The following is a 19,564-nucleotide window of genomic DNA, read 5'->3' as shown; positions in this document are numbered from 1 at the left end:
TTTATTATAGTGATTGGTTATTCGCTTCAGGCCAGTATTGGTCCACAAGCTCTTTCTTGATATTCACTTCTTCCGGACGGAAATATTTTCCGAACAAGCTCCATGCCACATCGAGCATTTCCGTGGTATCAAGATTGACGTCGATGGCCAACAACCGGTTGGAGTAATCCTTTGCAAAGGCAAGGGTTCGTTCGTCATAGTTCGTAAGATCGAAACCATTCTCAAGTTTGGTTCGGGCATTGGCAGCGTCGGCATACAGACGTACGGCGGCATTCATCACCTGCGGATGATCCTTACGTGTCTTCTTGCCCGTCACAAGCTGTTTCAGGCGGGACAACGAACGGAACGGGTCAACAATAACTTTACCGATATCGCTGTCACGACGGAGGAATAACTGCCCTTCTGTGATATAACCCGTATTATCAGGCACGGCGTGCGTAATGTCTCCACCGGACAGTGTAGTCACCGCGATAATCGTAATGGAACCACCGCTTGGGAACTGCACCGCCTTCTCGTATATCTTCGCCAGATCCGAATAAATGGAGCCCGGCATGGAATCCTTCGAAGGAATCTGGTCCATACGGTTAGATACAATCGCCAGCGCATCGGCGTATGAAGACATGTCTGTCAATAATACAAGCACTTTCTCATTCTTCTCCACAGCAAAATATTCTGCGGCAGTCAATGACATGTCAGGAATCAACAGACGCTCCACAGGCGGGTTCTCGGTCGTATTCATAAAGCTGACGATACGATCAAGCGCTCCGGCGTTGGAAAACACATTCTTAAAGTACAAATAGTCATCATTCGTCATACCCATACCACCAAGGATGATCTTGTCGGTCTCAGCACGCAATGCCACATTTGCCATCACCTGGTTGAACGGTTGATCAGGATCAGCGAAGAACGGAATCTTCTGCCCTGACACCAATGTATTGTTCAGGTCGATACCTGCGATACCGGTCGCAATCAGCTCCGAAGGCTGCTTACGACGCACCGGATTCACAGACGGGCCGCCAATTTCCACTTCCTGCCCTTCAATCTCCGGACCTCCGTCGATGGGATCACCGAAAGCATTGAAGAAGCGTCCCGAAAGCTGCTCACTCACTTTGATTGTAGGAGCCTTGCCCAAAAACACCACTTCGGCATTGGTAGGAATGCCTTCAGTGCCCTCAAACACCTGCAGAGTCACATCGTCACCAGTAATCTTCACCACCTGCGCAAGCTTTCCGTTTACGGTTGCCAGCTCATCGTACCCCACCCCGGCCGCTTTCAGCGAACACGTGGCTTTCGTAATCTGAGTTATCTTGGTATATATCTTTTGAAATGCTTTTGTTGCCATTTTATTATTATGCTTTACGTTCTTCAATCAATTCCTGCAACTGCTTGCAGAACTTATCATATTCTTCGGATTTGAACTTCGAATAGTTCATCTGTTTGCAGACATTGATCATCTTCTTAAAATAATCCATCACTTCATTGAAGTTATCAAATTCAAACTCTGTATGACAGATGCCGATCACCATATTCAGAATCGCCTCCTGACGTTCCATCGGAGTCACTGCATCAATCTCGTCGAAAGCATCCTGCTGCAGAATCACGAAGTCGATCAATTCGGATTTCCAGAAAGTAACGTGATACTCCACAGGCACACCGTCGTCACCCAGGATATTTATCTGTTCGGCTATTTCCTTGCCCCGTTGCAATCGGTTTTTTATTTCATTTACCTTGCCTATCCATTCACCGTTGATATGCCGGGTGATGTATTCCTCAAATTCGGGATACTCGATATATTTGGAATAAGAGTCGATCGGATTGACAGCAGGATAACGTTTCTTATCCGCACGGTCTTGTTCAAGGGCGTAAAAGCAGCGGGCCACCTTCTTTGTGTTTTCAGTCACCGGTTCCTTCAGGTTACCGCCGGCAGGAGATACCGTACCGATGAAGGTTATGGAACCGGTTGCGCCATTATTCAGCTTCACATATCCGGCACGGCCATAGAAATTGGAAATAATGGAAGACAAATCCATCGGAAACGCATCAGGCCCAGGCAATTCTTCCAGACGGTTGGACATCTCACGCAAAGCTTGTGCCCAACGAGAAGTGGAGTCAGCCATCAGCAGCACCTTCAGCCCCATGCTGCGGTAATATTCCGCAATCGTCATCGCTGTGTAAACAGATGCTTCACGAGCAGCAACCGGCATGTTCGAAGTGTTGGCAATGATAATGGTACGCTCCATCAACTTACGCCCCGTATGAGGGTCAACCAGCTCAGGAAATTCCGTAAAGATTTCCACAACCTCATTAGCGCGTTCACCACAGGCGGCGATAATTACGATGTCAGCTTCCGCCTGCTTGGAAATGGCATGCTGAAGCACAGTCTTTCCCGTACCGAACGGGCCCGGAATAAAACCTGTACCACCTTCCACAATGGGATTCACCGTATCAATCACACGTACGCCTGTTTCCAGCAATTTAAACGGACGCGGTTTTTCCTTATAGTTCGTCATGGCGCGTTTCACCGGCCATTTCTGAATCATATTCACACGCACATCGTTACCTTCCCCGTCAGTCAGCACAGCTACAACATCCTCAATGCAATAGTCGCCTTCTTCTACTATGGATTTCACGGTACACATCCCCTTCTGCTCGAAAGGAACCATGATTTTCAACGGCTGAAAGTTTTCATCCACCTGTCCCAGCCATGCTGCGGCTTCCACCCGGTCACCCACCTTGGCCAAAGGCACAAAATGCCACTTGCTTCCCTTATCCAAAGGATAAGTATATTGCCCGCGTTTCAGGAATACCCCGTCCATCTTATCAAGGTCATTCTGCAAACCATCATAATTCTTCGAAAGCATACCGGGCCCCAGAGTCACTTCAAGCATGTGCCCGGTAAACTCGGCTTCGGCCCCTACCCTCAGTCCACGGGTGCTTTCAAACACCTGCACATAGACCTGAGCGCCTACCACCTTAATCACCTCTGCCATCAATCTGTCTCCACCGGTCGAGATATAGCAAATCTCGTTCTGTGCCACAGGTCCATCAACGACGAGGGTTACCATATTGGCTATTACGCCACTAACAGTTCCTTTTGTTACCATATAATAATGTAGTTTATTTTTATCTGAATTCTGCGGGTATCTGTACTTCGTCCTTCAATGCAGCGATAATACTGCGGAACAATTGATCCCCTTTCTCCTTATCCAATGAAATCCAGCGCTCTATCATTTCCAGTTGCAACAGGAAGACAAACAGACGTTCCATAGTGAAATAATCAAAAAAAGTAGCTTCTTCCATCCAGTTCCAACGTAGTTGGTCTATCTTCTTCTCACGTTCCACCAATTCTCCCGTCTCGCTGATCTTCACCAATTGTTCAAGCATTTCCACTTCTCCCGTCAAACCGAAGTCACGTGAGCCGGAGGTGCGTAAGGCTTCACACACTTCCGTATCACCCACTATCAGCGGAGCCACATCCATCTTGAATTTTCGTGCAGTCAATGCAACCAATACGTTATTAACAGTAAGGTTAAACTCAAACCATGCAGACACAAACTTGTTCTTGCACTTCATGGCATAGGCATAGTAAAGTGCTGCCAACCGATCCTCATACGAGGAATCATCTTCGGCAGGCACACTGAAATATTCGGAAATAAAAGCAGATAGATAAGACGGAAGCACAGAGTCGGGCAACTCACCGCCATCTTTCAGTTGGATGATGTATTCCTCCAATTCTTCCGCAGAATATATTCCACGTGGATTGATGGCTGCATCCTTATTCTTCAACAGCTTCAGAACATTTGTATTGTCAAACTGAAGATAAAACAAGTCTATCAGCTTTTGATCCTCTTTTGACAAAGTGGGATATAAATCCGTTCTGAAATCAGCTACTGTGTAACTCAATTTGCTATCCTCTAAAGTGAGCTCCGGCAAACCGGCTACCAAGTAATAGTATTTACTCATATCCTGTGGGAGTTTTAAAACAACATTTCCACTAATTGCGGACGCAGGAATTCTTTGAAATAATTCATAAACTCTTCTTCACCGAAGTTCACTTTATACGAACCGTCAGCGGGTGAAACAGAGAACAATGTCTTGATGCCATTCACTTGTTCAATCTTCACACCTTTATCCAGCAAATCTTTTGCATGGACTGCAAAATATGTCTTCAAGCCTTCAGCATCCGCAGCAGAGATAACAATAGGCTCATTCACACTCCATTTGGATGCCAATGCCACAATAAAAGCATTAAGGAAGTTTTTGTCGGCAACAAATCCTTTCACATCCGCATCCACAATTTTATCTGTTATCAAAGTGGCGATTTCCGATTTCAAGGCATTCACGGCCTGACCGGCAAACAGCCTTAATTCCGATTTAGTATTTTCTGCCAACTCTCCGGCAGCTTTACGAGCAGTAGATACAATAGAATCAGCTTCCTTATGCGCATCCTCTATTATTTTTTGAGCTTCTTCCTGAGCTTTGGCGATAACCTTTTGGGCTTCTTCATTACCTTTTTCCACCCCTTCACGATAAATCTTATCGGTCAGCTCTTGAATCTTGTTTTCCATATTTACAGGAGTTATTATATAATTTGTATTACATTATTAATTACGCGATTTTTTCATTTTCCCATTAGATTCACGCCAAAATTACAAAAATACATTTGATATTAAATAGAAAGAAACGAATAAAAGTTCTCGCTTTTCTAAAAAAACAGCGTTTTATACCATTTTTGTGCCATAAAGATAACAAGAGGATAACAAATATAATAAGAAGAATCTGTGGAAATGAAAAAAGTAAGGGATGAGAAAAGACTGGCATCCTGAAAAATTCTTCTCCAGCCTTTCCATAAACAAATAAAGCCCCCGCATTCTTTCCGGAATACGGGGGCTTCTCTAAAACGGCGACTACCTACTCTCCCACTATTACGCAGTACCATCGGCGTGACCGGGCTTAACTTCTCTGTTCGGAATGGGAAGAGGTGGAACCCCGGTGCTGTAGTCACCTGAATAAGGCAGACATGATGCAAAAAGTAAAGTCATGCGTAATTAATCATTACGATACGCTGAACGTATATATCCCCCATACTGCGGAAGACAAAAAGTCAACGGGCAATTAGTAATGCTCGGCTGTGACATCGCTGCCTGTACACCTGCATCCTATCAACGTCATAGTCTTTGACGACCCTGAGAAATCTAATCTTGTGGCTGGCTTCGTACTTAGATGCTTTCAGCACTTATCCAATCCCGACTTAGATACCCGGCAATGCACCTGGCGGCACAACCGGTAAACCAGAGGTCAGTCCAACACGGTCCTCTCGTACTAGTGTCAGAGCCACGCAAATTTCATACGCCCACGATAGATAGAGACCGAACTGTCTCACGACGTTCTGAACCCAGCTCGCGTGCCACTTTAATGGGCGAACAGCCCAACCCTTGGGACCTTCTCCAGCCCCAGGATGTGACGAGCCGACATCGAGGTGCCAAACCCCTCCGTCGATATGAGCTCTTGGGAGGGATCAGCCTGTTATCCCCGGAGTACCTTTTATCCTTTGAGCGATGTCCCTTCCATACGGAAACACCGGATCACTATGCTCTAGTTTCCTACCTGATCGACTTGTCAGTCTCCCAGTCAAGCGCCCTTATGCCATTACACTCTGCCGACGGTTACCAATCGTCGTGAGGGCACCTTTAGAAGCCTCCGTTACACTTTTGGAGGCGACCACCCCAGTCAAACTACCCACCAAACAGTGTCCCCGCATCAGCGGGTTAGAACTCAAATAATCAAAGGGCCGTATTTCAACAGCGGCTCCACAAATACTGGCGTACCTGATTCAAAGCCTCCGGCCTATCCTACACATCAATCACCCAAATTCAATGTTAAGCTATAGTAAAGGTTCACGGGGTCTTTTCGTCCCATCGCGGGTAATCGGCATCTTCACCGATACTACAATTTCACTGAGCTCACGGTTGAGACAGCGTCCAGATCATTACACCATTCGTGCAGGTCGGAACTTACCCGACAAGGAATTTCGCTACCTTAGGACCGTTATAGTTACGGCCGCCGTTTACTGGGGCTTCAATTCAATGCTTCTCTTGCGATGACATCTCCTCTTAACCTTCCAGCACCGGGCAGGTGTCAGGCTATATACCTCATGTTTCCATTTCGCATAGCCCTGTGTTTTTGTTAAACAGTTGCCTGGACCTATTCTCTGCGCCTCACATTGCTGTGAGGACCCTTTATCCCGAAGTTACAGGGTCAATTTGCCTAGTTCCTTAACCGTGATTCACTCAAGCGCCTTAGTATATTCAACCCGACTACGTGTGTCCGTTTACGGTACGGGTACCAACAGGATGAAGTTTAGCGGATTTTCTCGGGAGTATGATTACATGCGCTATCGGATTGTTCGAAGAACGCTCCGTACTGTCAGGTTCGACTCTTGCACCGGATTTGCCTGGCACAATCAACATCTACACCCTTCAACCATCTATTCCGTCAGATGGCGGCATTGTCACTGCTCCGTCTCCACGTCACTCCTGAAGGTAGTACCGGAATATTAACCGGTTCTGCCATCGGCCTCGCCGTTCGGCTGAGCCTTAGGACCCGACTGACCCTGATCCGATTAGCGTTGATCAGGAAACCTTAGTCTTTCGGCGAGGGGGTTTCCCACCCCCTTTATCGTTACTTATACCTACATTTGCTTTTCCACACGCTCCAGAAGGGCTCACGCCCCGCCTTCAACGCCGAGTGGAATGCTCCCCTACCGATGATTTCTCATCCCAAAGCTTCGGTAGAACACTTATGCCCGATTATTATCCACGCCAAACTCCTCGACTAGTGAGCTGTTACGCACTCTTTAAATGAATGGCTGCTTCCAAGCCAACATCCTAGCTGTCTTAGCAATCTGACTTCGTTAGTTCAACTTAGTGTTCATTTCGGGACCTTAGCTGTTGGTCCGGATTGTTCTCCTTTAGGACATGGACCTTAGCACCCATGCCCTCACTCCTGACATAGAACTGGTACGCATTCGGAGTTTGTCAAGACTTGATAGGCGGTGAAGCCCTCGCATCTTATCAGTCGCTCTACCTCATACCAGTATAAGTCAAGGCTGCACCTAAATGCATTTCGGGGAGTACGAGCTATCTCCAAGTTTGATTAGCCTTTCACCCCCACCCTCAGGTCATCCAGAAGCTTTTCAACGCTTATTGGTTCGGTCCTCCAGATGGTGTTACCCATCCTTCAACCTGCCCAAGGGTAGATCACTTGGTTTCGCGTCTACTCCTTCCGACTATACGCCCTATTAAGACTCGCTTTCGCTTCGGATACGCGACTGAGTCGCTTAACCTCGCCGGAAAAAGTAACTCGTAGGTTCATTATGCAAAAGGCACGCCGTCACACCAAAAGGTGCTCCGACCGCTTGTAGGCGCATGGTTTCAGGAACTATTTCACTCTTCTGTTCGAAGTGCTTTTCACCTTTCCCTCACGGTACTGGTTCACTATCGGTCTCTCGGGAGTATTTAGCCTTACCGGATGGTCCCGGCAGATTCACGCAGAATTCCTCGTGCTCCGCGCTACTCAGGATACCACTAAGGTTCGGTCGGCTTCGTGTACCGGGTTGTCACCGTCTATGACTGAACTTTCCAGATCATTCCACTCACCAACTTTCGTCCCACGACGTGGTCCTACAACCCCATACATGCCGTAACATGTATGGTTTGGGCTGTTCCCCGTTCGCTCGCCACTACTGGGGGAATCATTATTTATTTTCTGTTCCTGCAGGTACTAAGATGTTTCAGTTCCCTGCGTTAGCCTTCTGCTATGCAGAATGGTTAGTCTTCAACTAACCGGGTTGTCCCATTCGGAAATCTCCGGATCAAAGGTCATTTGCACCTACCCGAAGCTTATCGCAGCTTATCACGTCCTTCATCGCCTCCGAGAGCCAAGGCATCCGCCATGCGCCCTTGCTTACTTTTTGTCTTACCGATCACGTATGGTCGATATATACTTTCAGCTCTTACTTTACTTTTTTCGTTACATCATGTCAAAGATCATCTTCCAAATGAATGGAATGTGGAGAATAACGGATTCGAACCGTTGACCCCCTGCGTGCAAAGCAGGTGCTCTAGCCAGCTGAGCTAATCCCCCGTTTTTTAGTTGAAAGTGGAAAGTGGAAAGATGAAAGTTACAATAACCATCAACTTCGAACTGTCAACTTCTAACTCTTTACGTAGTCCCAGGCAGAGTTGAACTGCCGACCTCTACATTATCAGTGTAGCGCTCTAACCAACTGAGCTATAGGACTGTCGAGTTCAACCTCGCCTTACGGCTCGGCTTCTTCTTTCTCATTATATCATATATAAACAAGTACGCGTAGTACGAAGAGGTTCTGATGTCAGTATCACTGAAAGAACCAACTTTTAATAGTGTCAATCATTGAAGATTGGCGTAACGTGAGCGTCGCTCCAGAAAGGAGGTGTTCCAGCCGCACCTTCCGGTACGGCTACCTTGTTACGACTTAGCCCCAATCACCAGTTTTACCCTAGGGCGCTCCTTGCGGTTACGCACTTCAGGTACCCCCGGCTTTCATGGCTTGACGGGCGGTGTGTACAAGGCCCGGGAACGTATTCACCGCGCCGTGGCTGATGCGCGATTACTAGCGAATCCAGCTTCGTGGAGTCGGGTTGCAGACTCCAGTCCGAACTGAGAGAGGTTTTTGGGATTAGCATCACATCGCTGTGTAGCTGCCTTCTGTACCCCCCATTGTAACACGTGTGTAGCCCCGGACGTAAGGGCCGTGCTGATTTGACGTCATCCCAACCTTCCTCACATCTTACGACGGCAGTCTCCATAGAGTCCCCAGCATTGCCTGATGGTAACTATAGATAAGGGTTGCGCTCGTTATGGCACTTAAGCCGACACCTCACGGCACGAGCTGACGACAACCATGCAGCACCTTCACTAATGCCTTGCGGCTATGACGTTTCCGCCATATTCATTAGCAATTCAAGCCCGGGTAAGGTTCCTCGCGTATCATCGAATTAAACCACATGTTCCTCCGCTTGTGCGGGCCCCCGTCAATTCCTTTGAGTTTCACCGTTGCCGGCGTACTCCCCAGGTGGAATACTTAACGCTTTCGCTTGGCCGCTGACTGTGTATCGCCAACAGCGAGTATTCATCGTTTACTGTGCGGACTACCAGGGTATCTAATCCTGTTTGATACCCGCACTTTCGAGCATGAACGTCAGTTACAGTCCAGCAGGCTGCCTTCGCAATCGGAGTTCTTCGTGATATCTAAGCATTTCACCGCTACACCACGAATTCCGCCTGCCTATACTGCACTCAAGAGCCCCAGTATCAACTGCAATTTTACGGTTGAGCCGCAAACTTTCACAACTGACTTAAGACCCCGTCTGCGCTCCCTTTAAACCCAATAAATCCGGATAACGCTCGGATCCTCCGTATTACCGCGGCTGCTGGCACGGAGTTAGCCGATCCTTATTCATAAGGTACATGCAAAAGGCCACACGTGGCCCGTTTTATTCCCTTATAAAAGAAGTTTACAACCCATAGGGCAGTCATCCTTCACGCTACTTGGCTGGTTCAGGCTCCCGCCCATTGACCAATATTCCTCACTGCTGCCTCCCGTAGGAGTTTGGACCGTGTCTCAGTTCCAATGTGGGGGACCTTCCTCTCAGAACCCCTATCCATCGATGCCTTGGTGGGCCGTTACCCCGCCAACAAGCTAATGGAACGCATCCCCATCTTCCACCGAAATTCTTTAACTGAAAAGGATGACCTCTTTCAGTGCCATCGGCATTAATCTTTCTTTCGAAAGGCTATTCCCGAGTGGAAGGCAGGTTGGATACGTGTTACTCACCCGTGCGCCGGTCGCCATCTGTCATATTGCTATGACAATGCTGCCCCTCGACTTGCATGTGTTAAGCCTGTAGCTAGCGTTCATCCTGAGCCAGGATCAAACTCTTCATTGTAAAAGTATTGTCAATCGGCATTGCTGCCGGTCTTTGCTCTGTTCAGGACGCTCGGTTTATTAAAAGTTTATCTTTACCTATATATTATAAGTATTGACGGTTCTTTCATTATACCCAAGACACTCGTCTTTATAAAAAAAGTCAAGTGCCTTGCTCTTGTACTACTTGTATTGTTTATGTAAATCTGTTCAAAGATCGCTTGTTTCAAATCGGCTTTCTTTAGGAAAGCGGATGCAAAGGTAAGAACTTTTAAGTATATGCTCCAAATATTTCTGAAGTTTTTTTCTTTTTTTCTTTCTCCTCGTCGTCTCTCTTTGCGAAAGGGAGGGGAAAGGGAAAAAGGGCCTGCCCTCATGATCCGTCTCTCTCAGAATGTCAATCTCAAGGCTCCCCGTCTCTTGGAAAGCGGGTGCAAAAGTAGAGATTTTACAAACACGAAACAAATATATCCAAACCTTTTTCTGAAGTTTTTTTCAATAAAATACCTAACAGGCTGATTGACAAAGGAAGAGGGAAAACATCGTTTTATGCCGATGGAGAAGGAAGATTAAAAAAGAAGAAGGGGACACATTATATATATAATATGCAAAAGAAAAGAGAAGCTATCTCAATCTTAATCTATCTCCTATTTCCGGAACATATTCTGCATCTTTGCGGTTCATCTTATAAAGATTCTTTAAACGAATACCGTATTTCTGTGAAATAGTATGCATGGAATCACCGTCTTTTACAATATATACAGTGTAAGGTTCGGCTGCTTTCTTACGTTTTCCTTTCAGATAAATAATATCACCGACTTCCAAAGTATAATCTTTCTGGAGATCATTATATTTCACAAGTTTTTTCCAGCTTATATCAAATTCCTCACCTAAAAGTCTGAATGTATCTCCATCGCGAGCTATCACATAGGCTATATCATTAGCTATATATACCTGATGCGGATTGGCAAGCCACGGTTTTTTCTTTAATTCCTTCTCCCAATTACGAACCTCACGATTACTCATACCACGTGAATCATATTTATAAAGTTCATAGTCTTCTATAATCGTGATCAGGCGATTGGCATACGAAGGATCTGTGGCATATCCGGCTTTCTTCAAGCCGCGCGCCCAACCTTTATAATCAGTGATTTTCAAATCAAACAAAAAAGCATAGCGAGCTCCCCGCCTCAAGAAGACAGAGTGATCTTCATACGAATCTTCAGGATTGCGATATGCACGGAAGCACTCGTTACGAGCATCATCATCATGCCTGACAGTACGTCCACGCCAATTGCCGCCACATTTAATACCAAAATGATTATTACTTTTACGAGCCAATTCGCTATACCCTGCCCCACTCTCCAAAAGTCCCTGAGACAAAGTGATGCTGGCCGGTATTTTATGTCGCTGCATCTGCGCCACGGCAAGTGGAGCATACTGCTTGATATATTCATTATAACGAAAATTTCTACGTTGTGCCTGCATTGCGGCCACGGAAACAAAAAAGAATAATATAATAAGAACCAGTAGTCTGAGAATACGTTTCATGCTTCAAAATGTTGAGTTCGATACAAAAGTCCGCAAAAGAATTGAAAAAACCAATCTCTTTTCTACCTTTGTAACATTAATTACAATATAAACCACCTTCTTATGAAAGAACTGAATATCCAAATCGCATTGAAAATATACGAATACGAAGAATTGAGTGTCTCTGACCGCGAACTGGTAAATGCCGCACGTGAAGCGACCGGACGCAGTTACGCCCCGTATTCTCATTTCTCGGTAGGTGCTGCCGCACGATTGGCCAATGGTATTATCGTGACCGGAACAAATCAGGAAAATGCCGCTTATCCTTCCGGACTCTGCGCCGAACGCACTACGCTATTTTATGCCAATTCACAATATCCAGAACAAGCTGTGGAGATACTGGCCATTGCCGCACGCAATGAGCGAGGTGTTTTTCTGGACGCTCCCATCCCTCCTTGCGGCGCCTGCCGACAGGTGATGCTCGAAACGGAAAAACGCTTCAATCATCCCATGCGGATATTGCTGTACGGTACAAAAGGAATTTATGAGCTGAAAAATGTGGGAGGATTGCTGCCACTGTCATTCGATGCTTCGGCTATGGAATAGTCTTTTCAATTTATTTTATACAGCCCTCTTTTCTTTTGTCAGGAAATGCCCAAACAGGACAACGCCCGTAAAATTGGTATAAATATCTGTAATCTATCCCGTCTTCAATGAAACCTGCCTATTTTTGCGGCCATATCCGGCTTTTCATTTTTTAATTATCAATTGCAAGGATTCTTCCTTTTTGCGTAACTCTAATAAAGGGGTGCTGTCATCAATATCGTCACCCGCAAAATGCAAGAGGACGGAATAAAGACAGGCATGCAGAGTGGGTTCCGCAGGGAGGGCTCGCCTTACATCTGCCTGAAAAGATAGAAATGAAAACGATGGTGAGCAAAGGATTCCGAAACCCTACTATCCGCGAAATGTACATGTTCCCTCCACAGATCCCGCACCCGGAAAAATATCAATTCCGGAAAAATTAAGAACTGGGGTATTGAAACCAATATCAACTACCGCATCAATCAGAACTGGCAGGTGAATGCCAACTATAGCTGGCTGCACATGGAAAATCCGGTCCTTGCTTCTCCCGAACATAAACTCTATGGCAGTGTAGATTTCACACAAGGGCACTGGAGCTTGTCCACAGGAATGCAATATGTAAAAGATCTCCATACCTCAGTGACCAAAGGCTAAGAAAAACAAGAAAGTTTCGTTCTCTGGAACCTGCGTGCCAACTATCGCCTGTGCAGTTTCTCCGAAATCTTCGCCAAAGGTGAACACCTATTGGCGCAACGCTATGAAATCAATGCCGGCTTTCCCATGCCTAAGGCCAGTTTCACGGGTGGGGTGAATATCAACTTGTAACTTACAAAGTCCGGGAGGGAGTATAGCCAATCCGATAAATACGATCAAAGAAAGGAGTCCACTCATTTTCAGCTATCCCAATCTGCAAACCATAGAAGCGGGAACCTTCCTCCCGGCATTCCTGAATCTTATCCATAAGAGCAGATGAAGACTGAGGTATCTTAAAATCACTGATCCACAAAACGTCTGCATTCATATATTTCCTGCTCGATTTGAGCAAACGGAATGTAGCTTCCAGCATTTTCGTGGCATCCGTATCTCCACAAGCGGTTTTTGAGAAAAATTCAAGCAGCCTCGCCCGTTCCTTACGGACATCAATCGGCTGGATAGATACAGAAAATGCTATCAGAAAACAGTCCCGTTGCTGTCTGTCCGCTATTTCCAATAATTTAATCAGCAGAGAATGGGCTATCTTTTCAGGTTTCCCCTCCATGCTTCCCGAAGTATCCAGACAAACAATCATCGGTCCTTTCTGCCTGGCAGGTTTGGCTTCAAGCCGTTGGGCCGGTTGCATGATTTCGGACTTATAGCGGAATGTCTGAAGTTTGCGGGTAAGGAACTTATAAACAAACAAGTCCGTCAGTTCGTCATCGGCACAGTGAACCAGTTCAATGGGCAGCAACGCATTCAAGTTATTCCCCACTGTGATACCCAGAATGTCACATTTGGAAGAGTGTTCCAGTTTATAGACATTCCCTTCCGTCACATACATCTGCTCTGCGCCCTCATCGTCGGCAATGCGTCCCATACACTGGGTCACCTTCACTATTTCCGGATAAGCCTTTTGAATATGGACTATTTTCCGTATTCGTTCAAAGTCTATGGAGTTCCACATCCCACACATCATTCCCCATGTCTGAAAAAATTCATCCTTTTCTATCCGGTTCCGGCGAAGATATTCCGGGATTTCTTTCAGATTAGAACGTAACCTCCGTTCAAGAGCATCTTTACGGAATTCTATTTCTCTTTCTTTCCGATCCTGCATCTTCAATCGAAAAGCTCCTTTCCAATCATCCACCATCTTCTCCCAGATTTCATTATCCGCATATTTCCCCTCATTGCCAAACTGCCCCTGATAAAAACGCTGATCGAAGCCATAGTCTTGATATTTATCGGCAATATACTGCACCAATGCCTGCCAACCGTCTTTCCGTTTCGTCATCGACCATTCGAGAACAAGCTTCATCCCATTCTGTTCCGACTGATTCTTCTGCAAATTATACTTTTCCTTTTCCAGATTCAATTGGACAAACTGTATCATGGTGTCATAAAAGACACGGGCACAGATGTCATCGTTCAAAACTTGTATTCTCACCGCAGTATCATTCATTACAGAAAGCAGATAAGCATACAAAGGTTCAGAATCCACCGCAGCACACTCTCCGGTCTTGACAAACCTATCCAGTACCTGCACGTAGAAAGCAGCGTCATACCGGCCTTCACTCATCGCCATATCTCAATTTCCGCACATCCACACGTGCCCAAGCTATTTCCTTACGGATGGCTGCCACATATTGCGCCACAGTTTTCCTGTCATCTTCACCGGCAAAGATATTCTCAAACAAGTCTTTCACTTGTTTGTCTATATTTCCGGCAATGTTTTCCAACTCCGTTTCATAATCCCGATCAGTTACAGACAGATTTCCAAACAGCAATTGCTGTTCTTCTCCCCGCTTCAAGCGCCTCATAGGAAAACGTACACCGTTAATATAAAGATGTTTATCATCCCGATAAAGTGTGACACGCTCGGCGCTGTCCTCCTTCATCTGACCGATATCGGAGAAAGCACGAATGATTGTCCGTTTGGAATCCGACGGATCAGCATACATCACTCCCATGGCAGGAGCATTTCGGGCATCATATTCTTTCATATTCCTATAATCCACAATAAAAATGTAAGTATTGCCTGTTCCATGATTCTCCACCTGATAATAAAAATGATCAGTTATCAGCAAATCATCATCCCGATGATCCCCCCCGCACGTGCTTTATCAAGTGCTTCGCGTACCCTGCTTACCCTCAGGTCGGACTTCAGAGAGGATGTAACAGAGGCTATTTCCTTCACGTAAAGCACAAATAAAGCTTGAATAACAATCTGCCGGATCTCATTACGTTCATCCGGCTCATTCCACAAACAATGATAAACTGGCAACAAATCTGTGATACATACCTCGTTACGCCCATGTACAAAAGCAGAAGCTTTCAGTAAACGGACAATATTCTTCCAACGGCGGTCACTGACATATACATCCCTATAAACCTCAGAATCCTGCACCCTAATCCTCTTCAATGCCACACGAACTGCTGTAATACACGACAGAATTTCAAAAGGGACCGAAATCTCTCTTATTTGTTTTTGCCATTCTACATATTCTTCATTCGAAATCTGCCACTCACCGACTTGCCTTCCATTTTCTGTGTCATCATCCAAAAGCATCTTATAAAATGCTTCTTCCTCCTTCACACAAGTACAGACAACACGAATAAGAAAGCGATCCCACAATGCCTCCAATCCCTCTCCCTGTGCAGGCAATTCATTACTTGCCGCTATCAGCAATTTCAAAGGCAACTTTAACTCCCTATCTCCATTACGAAACAGTTTTTCGTTGATAACCGTCAGCAATGTATTCTGTATAGCCGGTCCGGCTTTCCATATTTCATCCAGAAAAACAACATCTGCCGTAGGCAAATAACCATCAGTTGCCCGTTCATACTTATCGGAATCCTTGAGCCGACTGATACTTACCGGGCCAAAAATCTCATCGGGGGTGGAAAAACGGGACATCAGGTATTCAAATGCCCTTGCATTGACAAAAGCTTCCTTCAACCGACGTGCCACCATAGATTTGGCAACTCCCGGAGGCCCCAACAGCAAAACACTCTCACCCGCCAAGGCTGCCAGCAGAGACAATCCTATCTCAGTTTCCTTCTCATAGACTCCACGATTCATTTCAGCCAACACAAGCTGTATGCGTTTCTTTATTTCCATTCCATTACTGCTTTCTTAAAACATTTATCAAAACAGGAAGCACAAAGATAAGCATTATATCGGCTTTGTGACTCATCTACGAAATATTATTACACATATCTAACGCTTTTGCACAGTTTTAATCTATTCTCAATTCATGCATCTTATAAATATCATTGATACGACATGCAAATTATTTTATTTTCGTATCTTTGAACCATATAGAATTTTGAAACGTACTAAAAAAACAAAAAAAATGACATTAGGTTGTTTACTTTGGCTTATTCTTATATTCGTACTATGCTGTGGAGCTTCCGGCTGTTTGGGCTTTGTGCTCATTATTATCACAGTTGGTATTTTAATTACTGTCTGGCTCGGACTAAAAGGAAAATTGAACGATTAAAAATACAGAATTATGGCATTAGAAGAATCAAACAGATGTCTTTCCGGTTCAAGAACAAGCAAAAAATAGAAATAAAACCTGTTCTTTTCTCTATTGCCGGAAATTTCATATTTACGGCTCAACAAACATTTTCTTTACAAAGCATATTAAAATAAATAATATATAAAACAATGAACCTAAAAATCTTATTTTTGGTCGTCATGACAAGCATTATCTTACACGGCTGCAAAGATGACAATGAAATCGATTATCTGGAGTTGTCTCAATCTTCATTCAGCAATGTAAGCAATGAAGGAGAGACACTGAGAATCAATGTTACGAGCGACATGGAATGGCAAGTGTCCCAAAACGTCCACTGGTGCACCGTCACCCCAAGTACAGGCTCCGGCAATCAGACATTAGTCATACAAATAGGTGTCAATACAGACAACAAAGAAAGAAACGCCACGATAACGGTAACACCGACAACAAGTAGCGGAACAAGCAAGAAGATAGAAATTACCCAAGCTGCTGGAAATATTGCAATAGAGCAGTATCACTACGAAGTACCCGTAATCTTTCATGTGTTCTACAAAGACAAGTCCGATCCTCTCCAATATGTCAGCCAAAGTCGTCTGACACATATACTGGATGTAGTGAACAATCTTTACCAAAACAGCAAGATGCAGAGTGTAGATATGAACCTGACATTCACGCTTGCCACCACCGACCCGAACGGAAAGACAATGCTGCAGCCGGGAGTGGAATACATTTCATGGCCTGAAAACTATCCGATAGACTGCGAGACATTCATGAATGACGAGACAGGAAAACATGTGAAATATTTGTGGGAACCGAACTCCTACATCAATATTATGGTCTATAACTTTACGGAAGACCCCACCTCCGATATCACAATTTTAGGCATCTCCTATCTTCCTTATACACAAAAAGGGGGAAACAGTCTGGCAGGACTCCAAGAGATAAGCCAGGCATATCTGGAGCTAAAAAACCTGAAATATCCTCACTGCGTATCTATCAACAGCCTATTCATCAATGAAGAAAGTACGGAAACAACATATTCCAATGCCGATATCACCACTACATTGGCTCATGAATTAGGGCATTATCTCGGACTTTACCACGCATTCTCCGAAAATGAACACAGCACATACGACGGCTGCATCGATTCCGACTATTGCGAAGATACACCTACTTATAATAAAGTAAAATACGATGCAGATTACATGTATATCGCAATGAACGAACCGGAAAATTTCACATTCAGCTATCTGGCAATGCGTACCAACTGCCTGACCGACGAGACATTTGTATCGCACAATATCATGGACTACGCAATCTCTTGGGGCGATCAGTTCACTCCCGACCAATGCAAACGCATCCGCCACGTATTGAATTACAGCCCGCTGATACCGGGACCCAAGAAAGAGACGGCTGCCACACGTACAGCTCCCGAAGGGCTTGTGGACTTACCTATCCGTACAATCAAATAAGTCATTGCTTATAACAACACCATGTCAACAACCATTCATGTCGCTAAGCGTTGCCATTCTTTTTTCAAAGTTCGCAGACGCTCTCTCACCCATCTAAGTATATGCTTAATGCTGTTAGGCAGCAATTGTTCCATTCAGGCTCACAAGGTCGATAGTCTGGCTCCGCGAGTGGTGGGGATTCCTCCAAGCGACGCTTATATCGGACTGTCGATTTTGCCTAATGGCGAGGTGCGTCATTACAATTATGGCGAACAGGCCGAGGCCGGTTCTTTCTACCTAAGCAGTAAAGATGGCGGGCATACTTGGAAAAAAATCAATATATCTAAAGACATCCCATATGCTGACGTTCAAAGTCCGCTAAGCGGCGAGTTTGTACGTATGATTGGCGTGGGAGGAATGGGCACATACGTTGTACGAACCAATGGCGGACTCAATGGCGGCAGAACCATAACAAAGATTTCAGATACTCTCGCTATCATGTGTAAGCCTCCTGTTTTCTTAAAGAAAAGCGGTCGTGTAGTGGTAGGTGCTCATTATGGCCTTCAGGCTCATCTGCCCAAAGTATGCTTCACCTACGTTTCGACAGACGACGGCAAAACGTGGCAACGTTCATCGTATGTGTCAACGCCCGACCACACGGGTGGAGGCATTCATCAAGGTAAGCGATGGAATCATGGTGCTGCCGAACCGTCAATTATAGAACTCAACGATGGACGTCTGTGGATGCTCATACGCACATCTCAAGACTGCTACTATCAATCGTTTTCTAATGATGGTGGTTTGACATGGCAAGAGGCCACACCTTCGCCTTTCTATGGCACTATCACTATGCCCACCCTTGCCCGACTGAGCGATGGCTGTTTACTCTTCGTAGGTTCTATGTCAACACCTTTGCCCGAAGTAGGCAATACCAATGGTGTGTGGGAAGATGTTTTTACTAACCGTACCGTTATTCACACGGCTATTTCCGATGACGATGGCAAAACGTGGCAGGGCTTTCGCGAACTTTATCTTGATGACAGAAGAAATGCTGCCGACTTTGCTTCGCAAGCCGGAATGGACAAGGGATTACACCAAAGTCAGGTGGTGGAAGTCGCGCCGGGCAAACTACTTTTCTCTGTTGGCCAGCATCACCTTCATCGCAAACTGCTCTTAATGGACAAGCAATGGCTCTATGCTAAAGACCGCAAGTGGACACCTTCGGACAGTCTGGATAAGTGGAGCACGTTCAGCTATCTTAAAGGCATTAAAGGGCACTGCGGATACAACCGTCTGCCCGGATGCACACTTACGCATGAGGGTATAGAAATTAAAAGACTGACAAATGATAATGTTCTCTCACCTCAAGCGGGTGGCGTATGGAACTTCCCTGCTCTTAGAAAGGGAAAACTGAAAATATCTGTTCGTCTTAAAAGGGGGAACGACAATGGTAAACTGATACTTAATGACAGATGGTTCAATCCTTCCGATTCAACAGCCGCACTTTTTGCTCCTTATTATGTAACTCTCAACCGCAAAACACTAAAAATTAGCGATGATGCTTTCCACATCATTGAAATAAAATGGAATATTGACTGCAAAGACAAAAAAGCAAAAGTTTTTGTCGATGGTAAGCTACGTCAGCGCCTCCATCTAAACAACGACTCTGCCCACGGCCTATTCTACCTCCACCTCCTTAGCTCCACATCACCAACTGACACCGGATTTGTGGTGGGAAGCGTTGAAGCTAATGAAACAGAATAGAACAGACACTCTGCGCTTGTCGAAATGCCCGTTCGTGCCCAGCGAAGCAG

Annotated in this window: 9 protein-coding genes, 2 tRNA genes, 3 rRNA genes and 2 pseudogenes; 4 read left to right on the top strand and 12 right to left on the bottom strand. The window is 45.4% G+C overall.

Annotated elements, in window-relative coordinates:
• Window positions 1-4 precede the first annotated feature (4 nt).
• From BACHE_RS10015 to BACHE_RS09965, 10 genes are all read right to left on the bottom strand, one after another.
• The gene (locus BACHE_RS10015) at window positions 5-1,342 is read right to left on the bottom strand and encodes a V-type ATP synthase subunit B (RefSeq protein ID WP_013547579.1); all 1,338 of its coding nucleotides are present in this window, start codon (window positions 1,340-1,342) and stop codon (window positions 5-7) included.
• 7 nt (window positions 1,343-1,349) lie between these two features.
• Complete coding sequence (locus BACHE_RS10010; protein ID WP_013547578.1) at window positions 1,350-3,104, bottom strand: V-type ATP synthase subunit A; 1,755 nt, start codon at window positions 3,102-3,104, stop codon at window positions 1,350-1,352.
• 19 nt (window positions 3,105-3,123) lie between these two features.
• The gene (locus BACHE_RS10005) at window positions 3,124-3,963 is read right to left on the bottom strand and encodes a DUF2764 family protein (protein WP_013547577.1); all 840 of its coding nucleotides are present in this window, start codon (window positions 3,961-3,963) and stop codon (window positions 3,124-3,126) included.
• A 14-nt stretch (window positions 3,964-3,977) separates the two neighbouring features.
• Complete coding sequence (locus BACHE_RS10000) at window positions 3,978-4,568, bottom strand: hypothetical protein (protein ID WP_013547576.1); 591 nt, start codon at window positions 4,566-4,568, stop codon at window positions 3,978-3,980.
• Between the two features lie 330 nt (window positions 4,569-4,898).
• Window positions 4,899-5,009 (bottom strand): 5S ribosomal RNA (gene rrf, locus BACHE_RS09995).
• 86 nt (window positions 5,010-5,095) lie between these two features.
• Window positions 5,096-7,975: ribosomal RNA gene (locus BACHE_RS09990) — 23S ribosomal RNA — on the bottom strand.
• Window positions 7,976-8,071: 96 nt separating this feature from the next.
• A tRNA-Ala gene (locus BACHE_RS09985) sits at window positions 8,072-8,145 on the bottom strand.
• Between the two features lie 83 nt (window positions 8,146-8,228).
• Window positions 8,229-8,302 (bottom strand) — tRNA-Ile (locus BACHE_RS09980).
• 164 nt (window positions 8,303-8,466) lie between these two features.
• A 16S ribosomal RNA gene (locus tag BACHE_RS09975) occupies window positions 8,467-9,989 on the bottom strand.
• Together the 16S, 23S and 5S rRNA genes with 2 tRNA genes alongside form the textbook arrangement of a ribosomal RNA operon.
• Before the next feature lie 602 nt (window positions 9,990-10,591).
• A complete protein-coding gene (locus tag BACHE_RS09965) occupies window positions 10,592-11,518 on the bottom strand; it encodes a glucosaminidase domain-containing protein (protein ID WP_013547574.1) in 927 nt (308 codons plus the stop codon).
• Between the two features lie 102 nt (window positions 11,519-11,620).
• Here BACHE_RS09965 and BACHE_RS09960 point away from each other — a divergent pair, with 102 nt between their 5' ends.
• Window positions 11,621-12,103, top strand: a complete 483-nt coding sequence (locus tag BACHE_RS09960) for a cytidine deaminase (protein WP_013547573.1) — start codon at window positions 11,621-11,623, stop codon at window positions 12,101-12,103.
• 239 nt (window positions 12,104-12,342) lie between these two features.
• A pseudogene (locus BACHE_RS17035) lies at window positions 12,343-12,907 on the top strand (TonB-dependent receptor domain-containing protein); the annotation flags it as partial.
• Between the two features lies 1 nt (window position 12,908).
• Here the strand turns inward: BACHE_RS17035 and BACHE_RS09955 are convergent.
• Together BACHE_RS09955 and BACHE_RS09950 are read right to left on the bottom strand one after the other, a co-directional pair.
• On the bottom strand, window positions 12,909-14,360 hold the full coding sequence (locus tag BACHE_RS09955; protein ID WP_041579327.1) for a vWA domain-containing protein: 1,452 nt from the start codon (window positions 14,358-14,360) through the stop codon (window positions 12,909-12,911).
• Window positions 14,347-15,896: pseudogene (locus BACHE_RS09950) on the bottom strand (AAA family ATPase). The gene BACHE_RS09955 and the pseudogene BACHE_RS09950 overlap by 14 nt, the downstream one beginning before the upstream one ends.
• 552 nt (window positions 15,897-16,448) lie before the next feature.
• On the opposite strand from BACHE_RS09950, the gene BACHE_RS09945 reads away from it, so the two are divergent.
• Both BACHE_RS09945 and BACHE_RS09940 read left to right on the top strand, forming a co-directional pair.
• A complete protein-coding gene (locus tag BACHE_RS09945) occupies window positions 16,449-17,771 on the top strand; it encodes a zinc-dependent metalloproteinase lipoprotein (protein ID WP_013547570.1) in 1,323 nt (440 codons plus the stop codon).
• Window positions 17,772-17,792: 21 nt separating this feature from the next.
• Window positions 17,793-19,514 (top strand): sialidase family protein, encoded by a 1,722-nt coding sequence (locus BACHE_RS09940; RefSeq protein ID WP_148229834.1) that lies wholly within the window; start codon window positions 17,793-17,795, stop codon window positions 19,512-19,514.
• The last annotated feature ends 50 nt before the right edge of the window (window positions 19,515-19,564 follow it).

This window comes from Bacteroides helcogenes P 36-108 (genome assembly GCF_000186225.1).
Classification (GTDB): Bacteria; Bacteroidota; Bacteroidia; order Bacteroidales; family Bacteroidaceae; genus Bacteroides; species Bacteroides helcogenes.
Note: the sequence above shows the minus strand (reverse complement) of the source record. Positions and strands in the feature narration are given on the sequence as shown.

Bases quoted from the DNA above. Each gene is read 5' to 3' on its own strand.
- BACHE_RS10015 (WP_013547579.1), bottom strand. From the start codon at position 1,342: ATGGCAACAAAAGCATTTCAAAAGATATATACCAAGATAACTCAGATT.
- BACHE_RS10010 (WP_013547578.1), bottom strand. From the start codon at position 3,104: ATGGTAACAAAAGGAACTGTTAGTGGCGTAATAGCCAATATGGTAACC.
- BACHE_RS10005 (WP_013547577.1), bottom strand. From the start codon at position 3,963: ATGAGTAAATACTATTACTTGGTAGCCGGTTTGCCGGAGCTCACTTTA.
- BACHE_RS10000 (WP_013547576.1), bottom strand. From the start codon at position 4,568: ATGGAAAACAAGATTCAAGAGCTGACCGATAAGATTTATCGTGAAGGG.
- BACHE_RS09965 (WP_013547574.1), bottom strand. From the start codon at position 11,518: ATGAAACGTATTCTCAGACTACTGGTTCTTATTATATTATTCTTTTTT.
- BACHE_RS09960 (WP_013547573.1), top strand. From the start codon at position 11,621: ATGAAAGAACTGAATATCCAAATCGCATTGAAAATATACGAATACGAA.
- BACHE_RS09955 (WP_041579327.1), bottom strand. From the start codon at position 14,360: ATGGCGATGAGTGAAGGCCGGTATGACGCTGCTTTCTACGTGCAGGTA.
- BACHE_RS09945 (WP_013547570.1), top strand. From the start codon at position 16,449: ATGAACCTAAAAATCTTATTTTTGGTCGTCATGACAAGCATTATCTTA.
- BACHE_RS09940 (WP_148229834.1), top strand. From the start codon at position 17,793: ATGTCAACAACCATTCATGTCGCTAAGCGTTGCCATTCTTTTTTCAAA.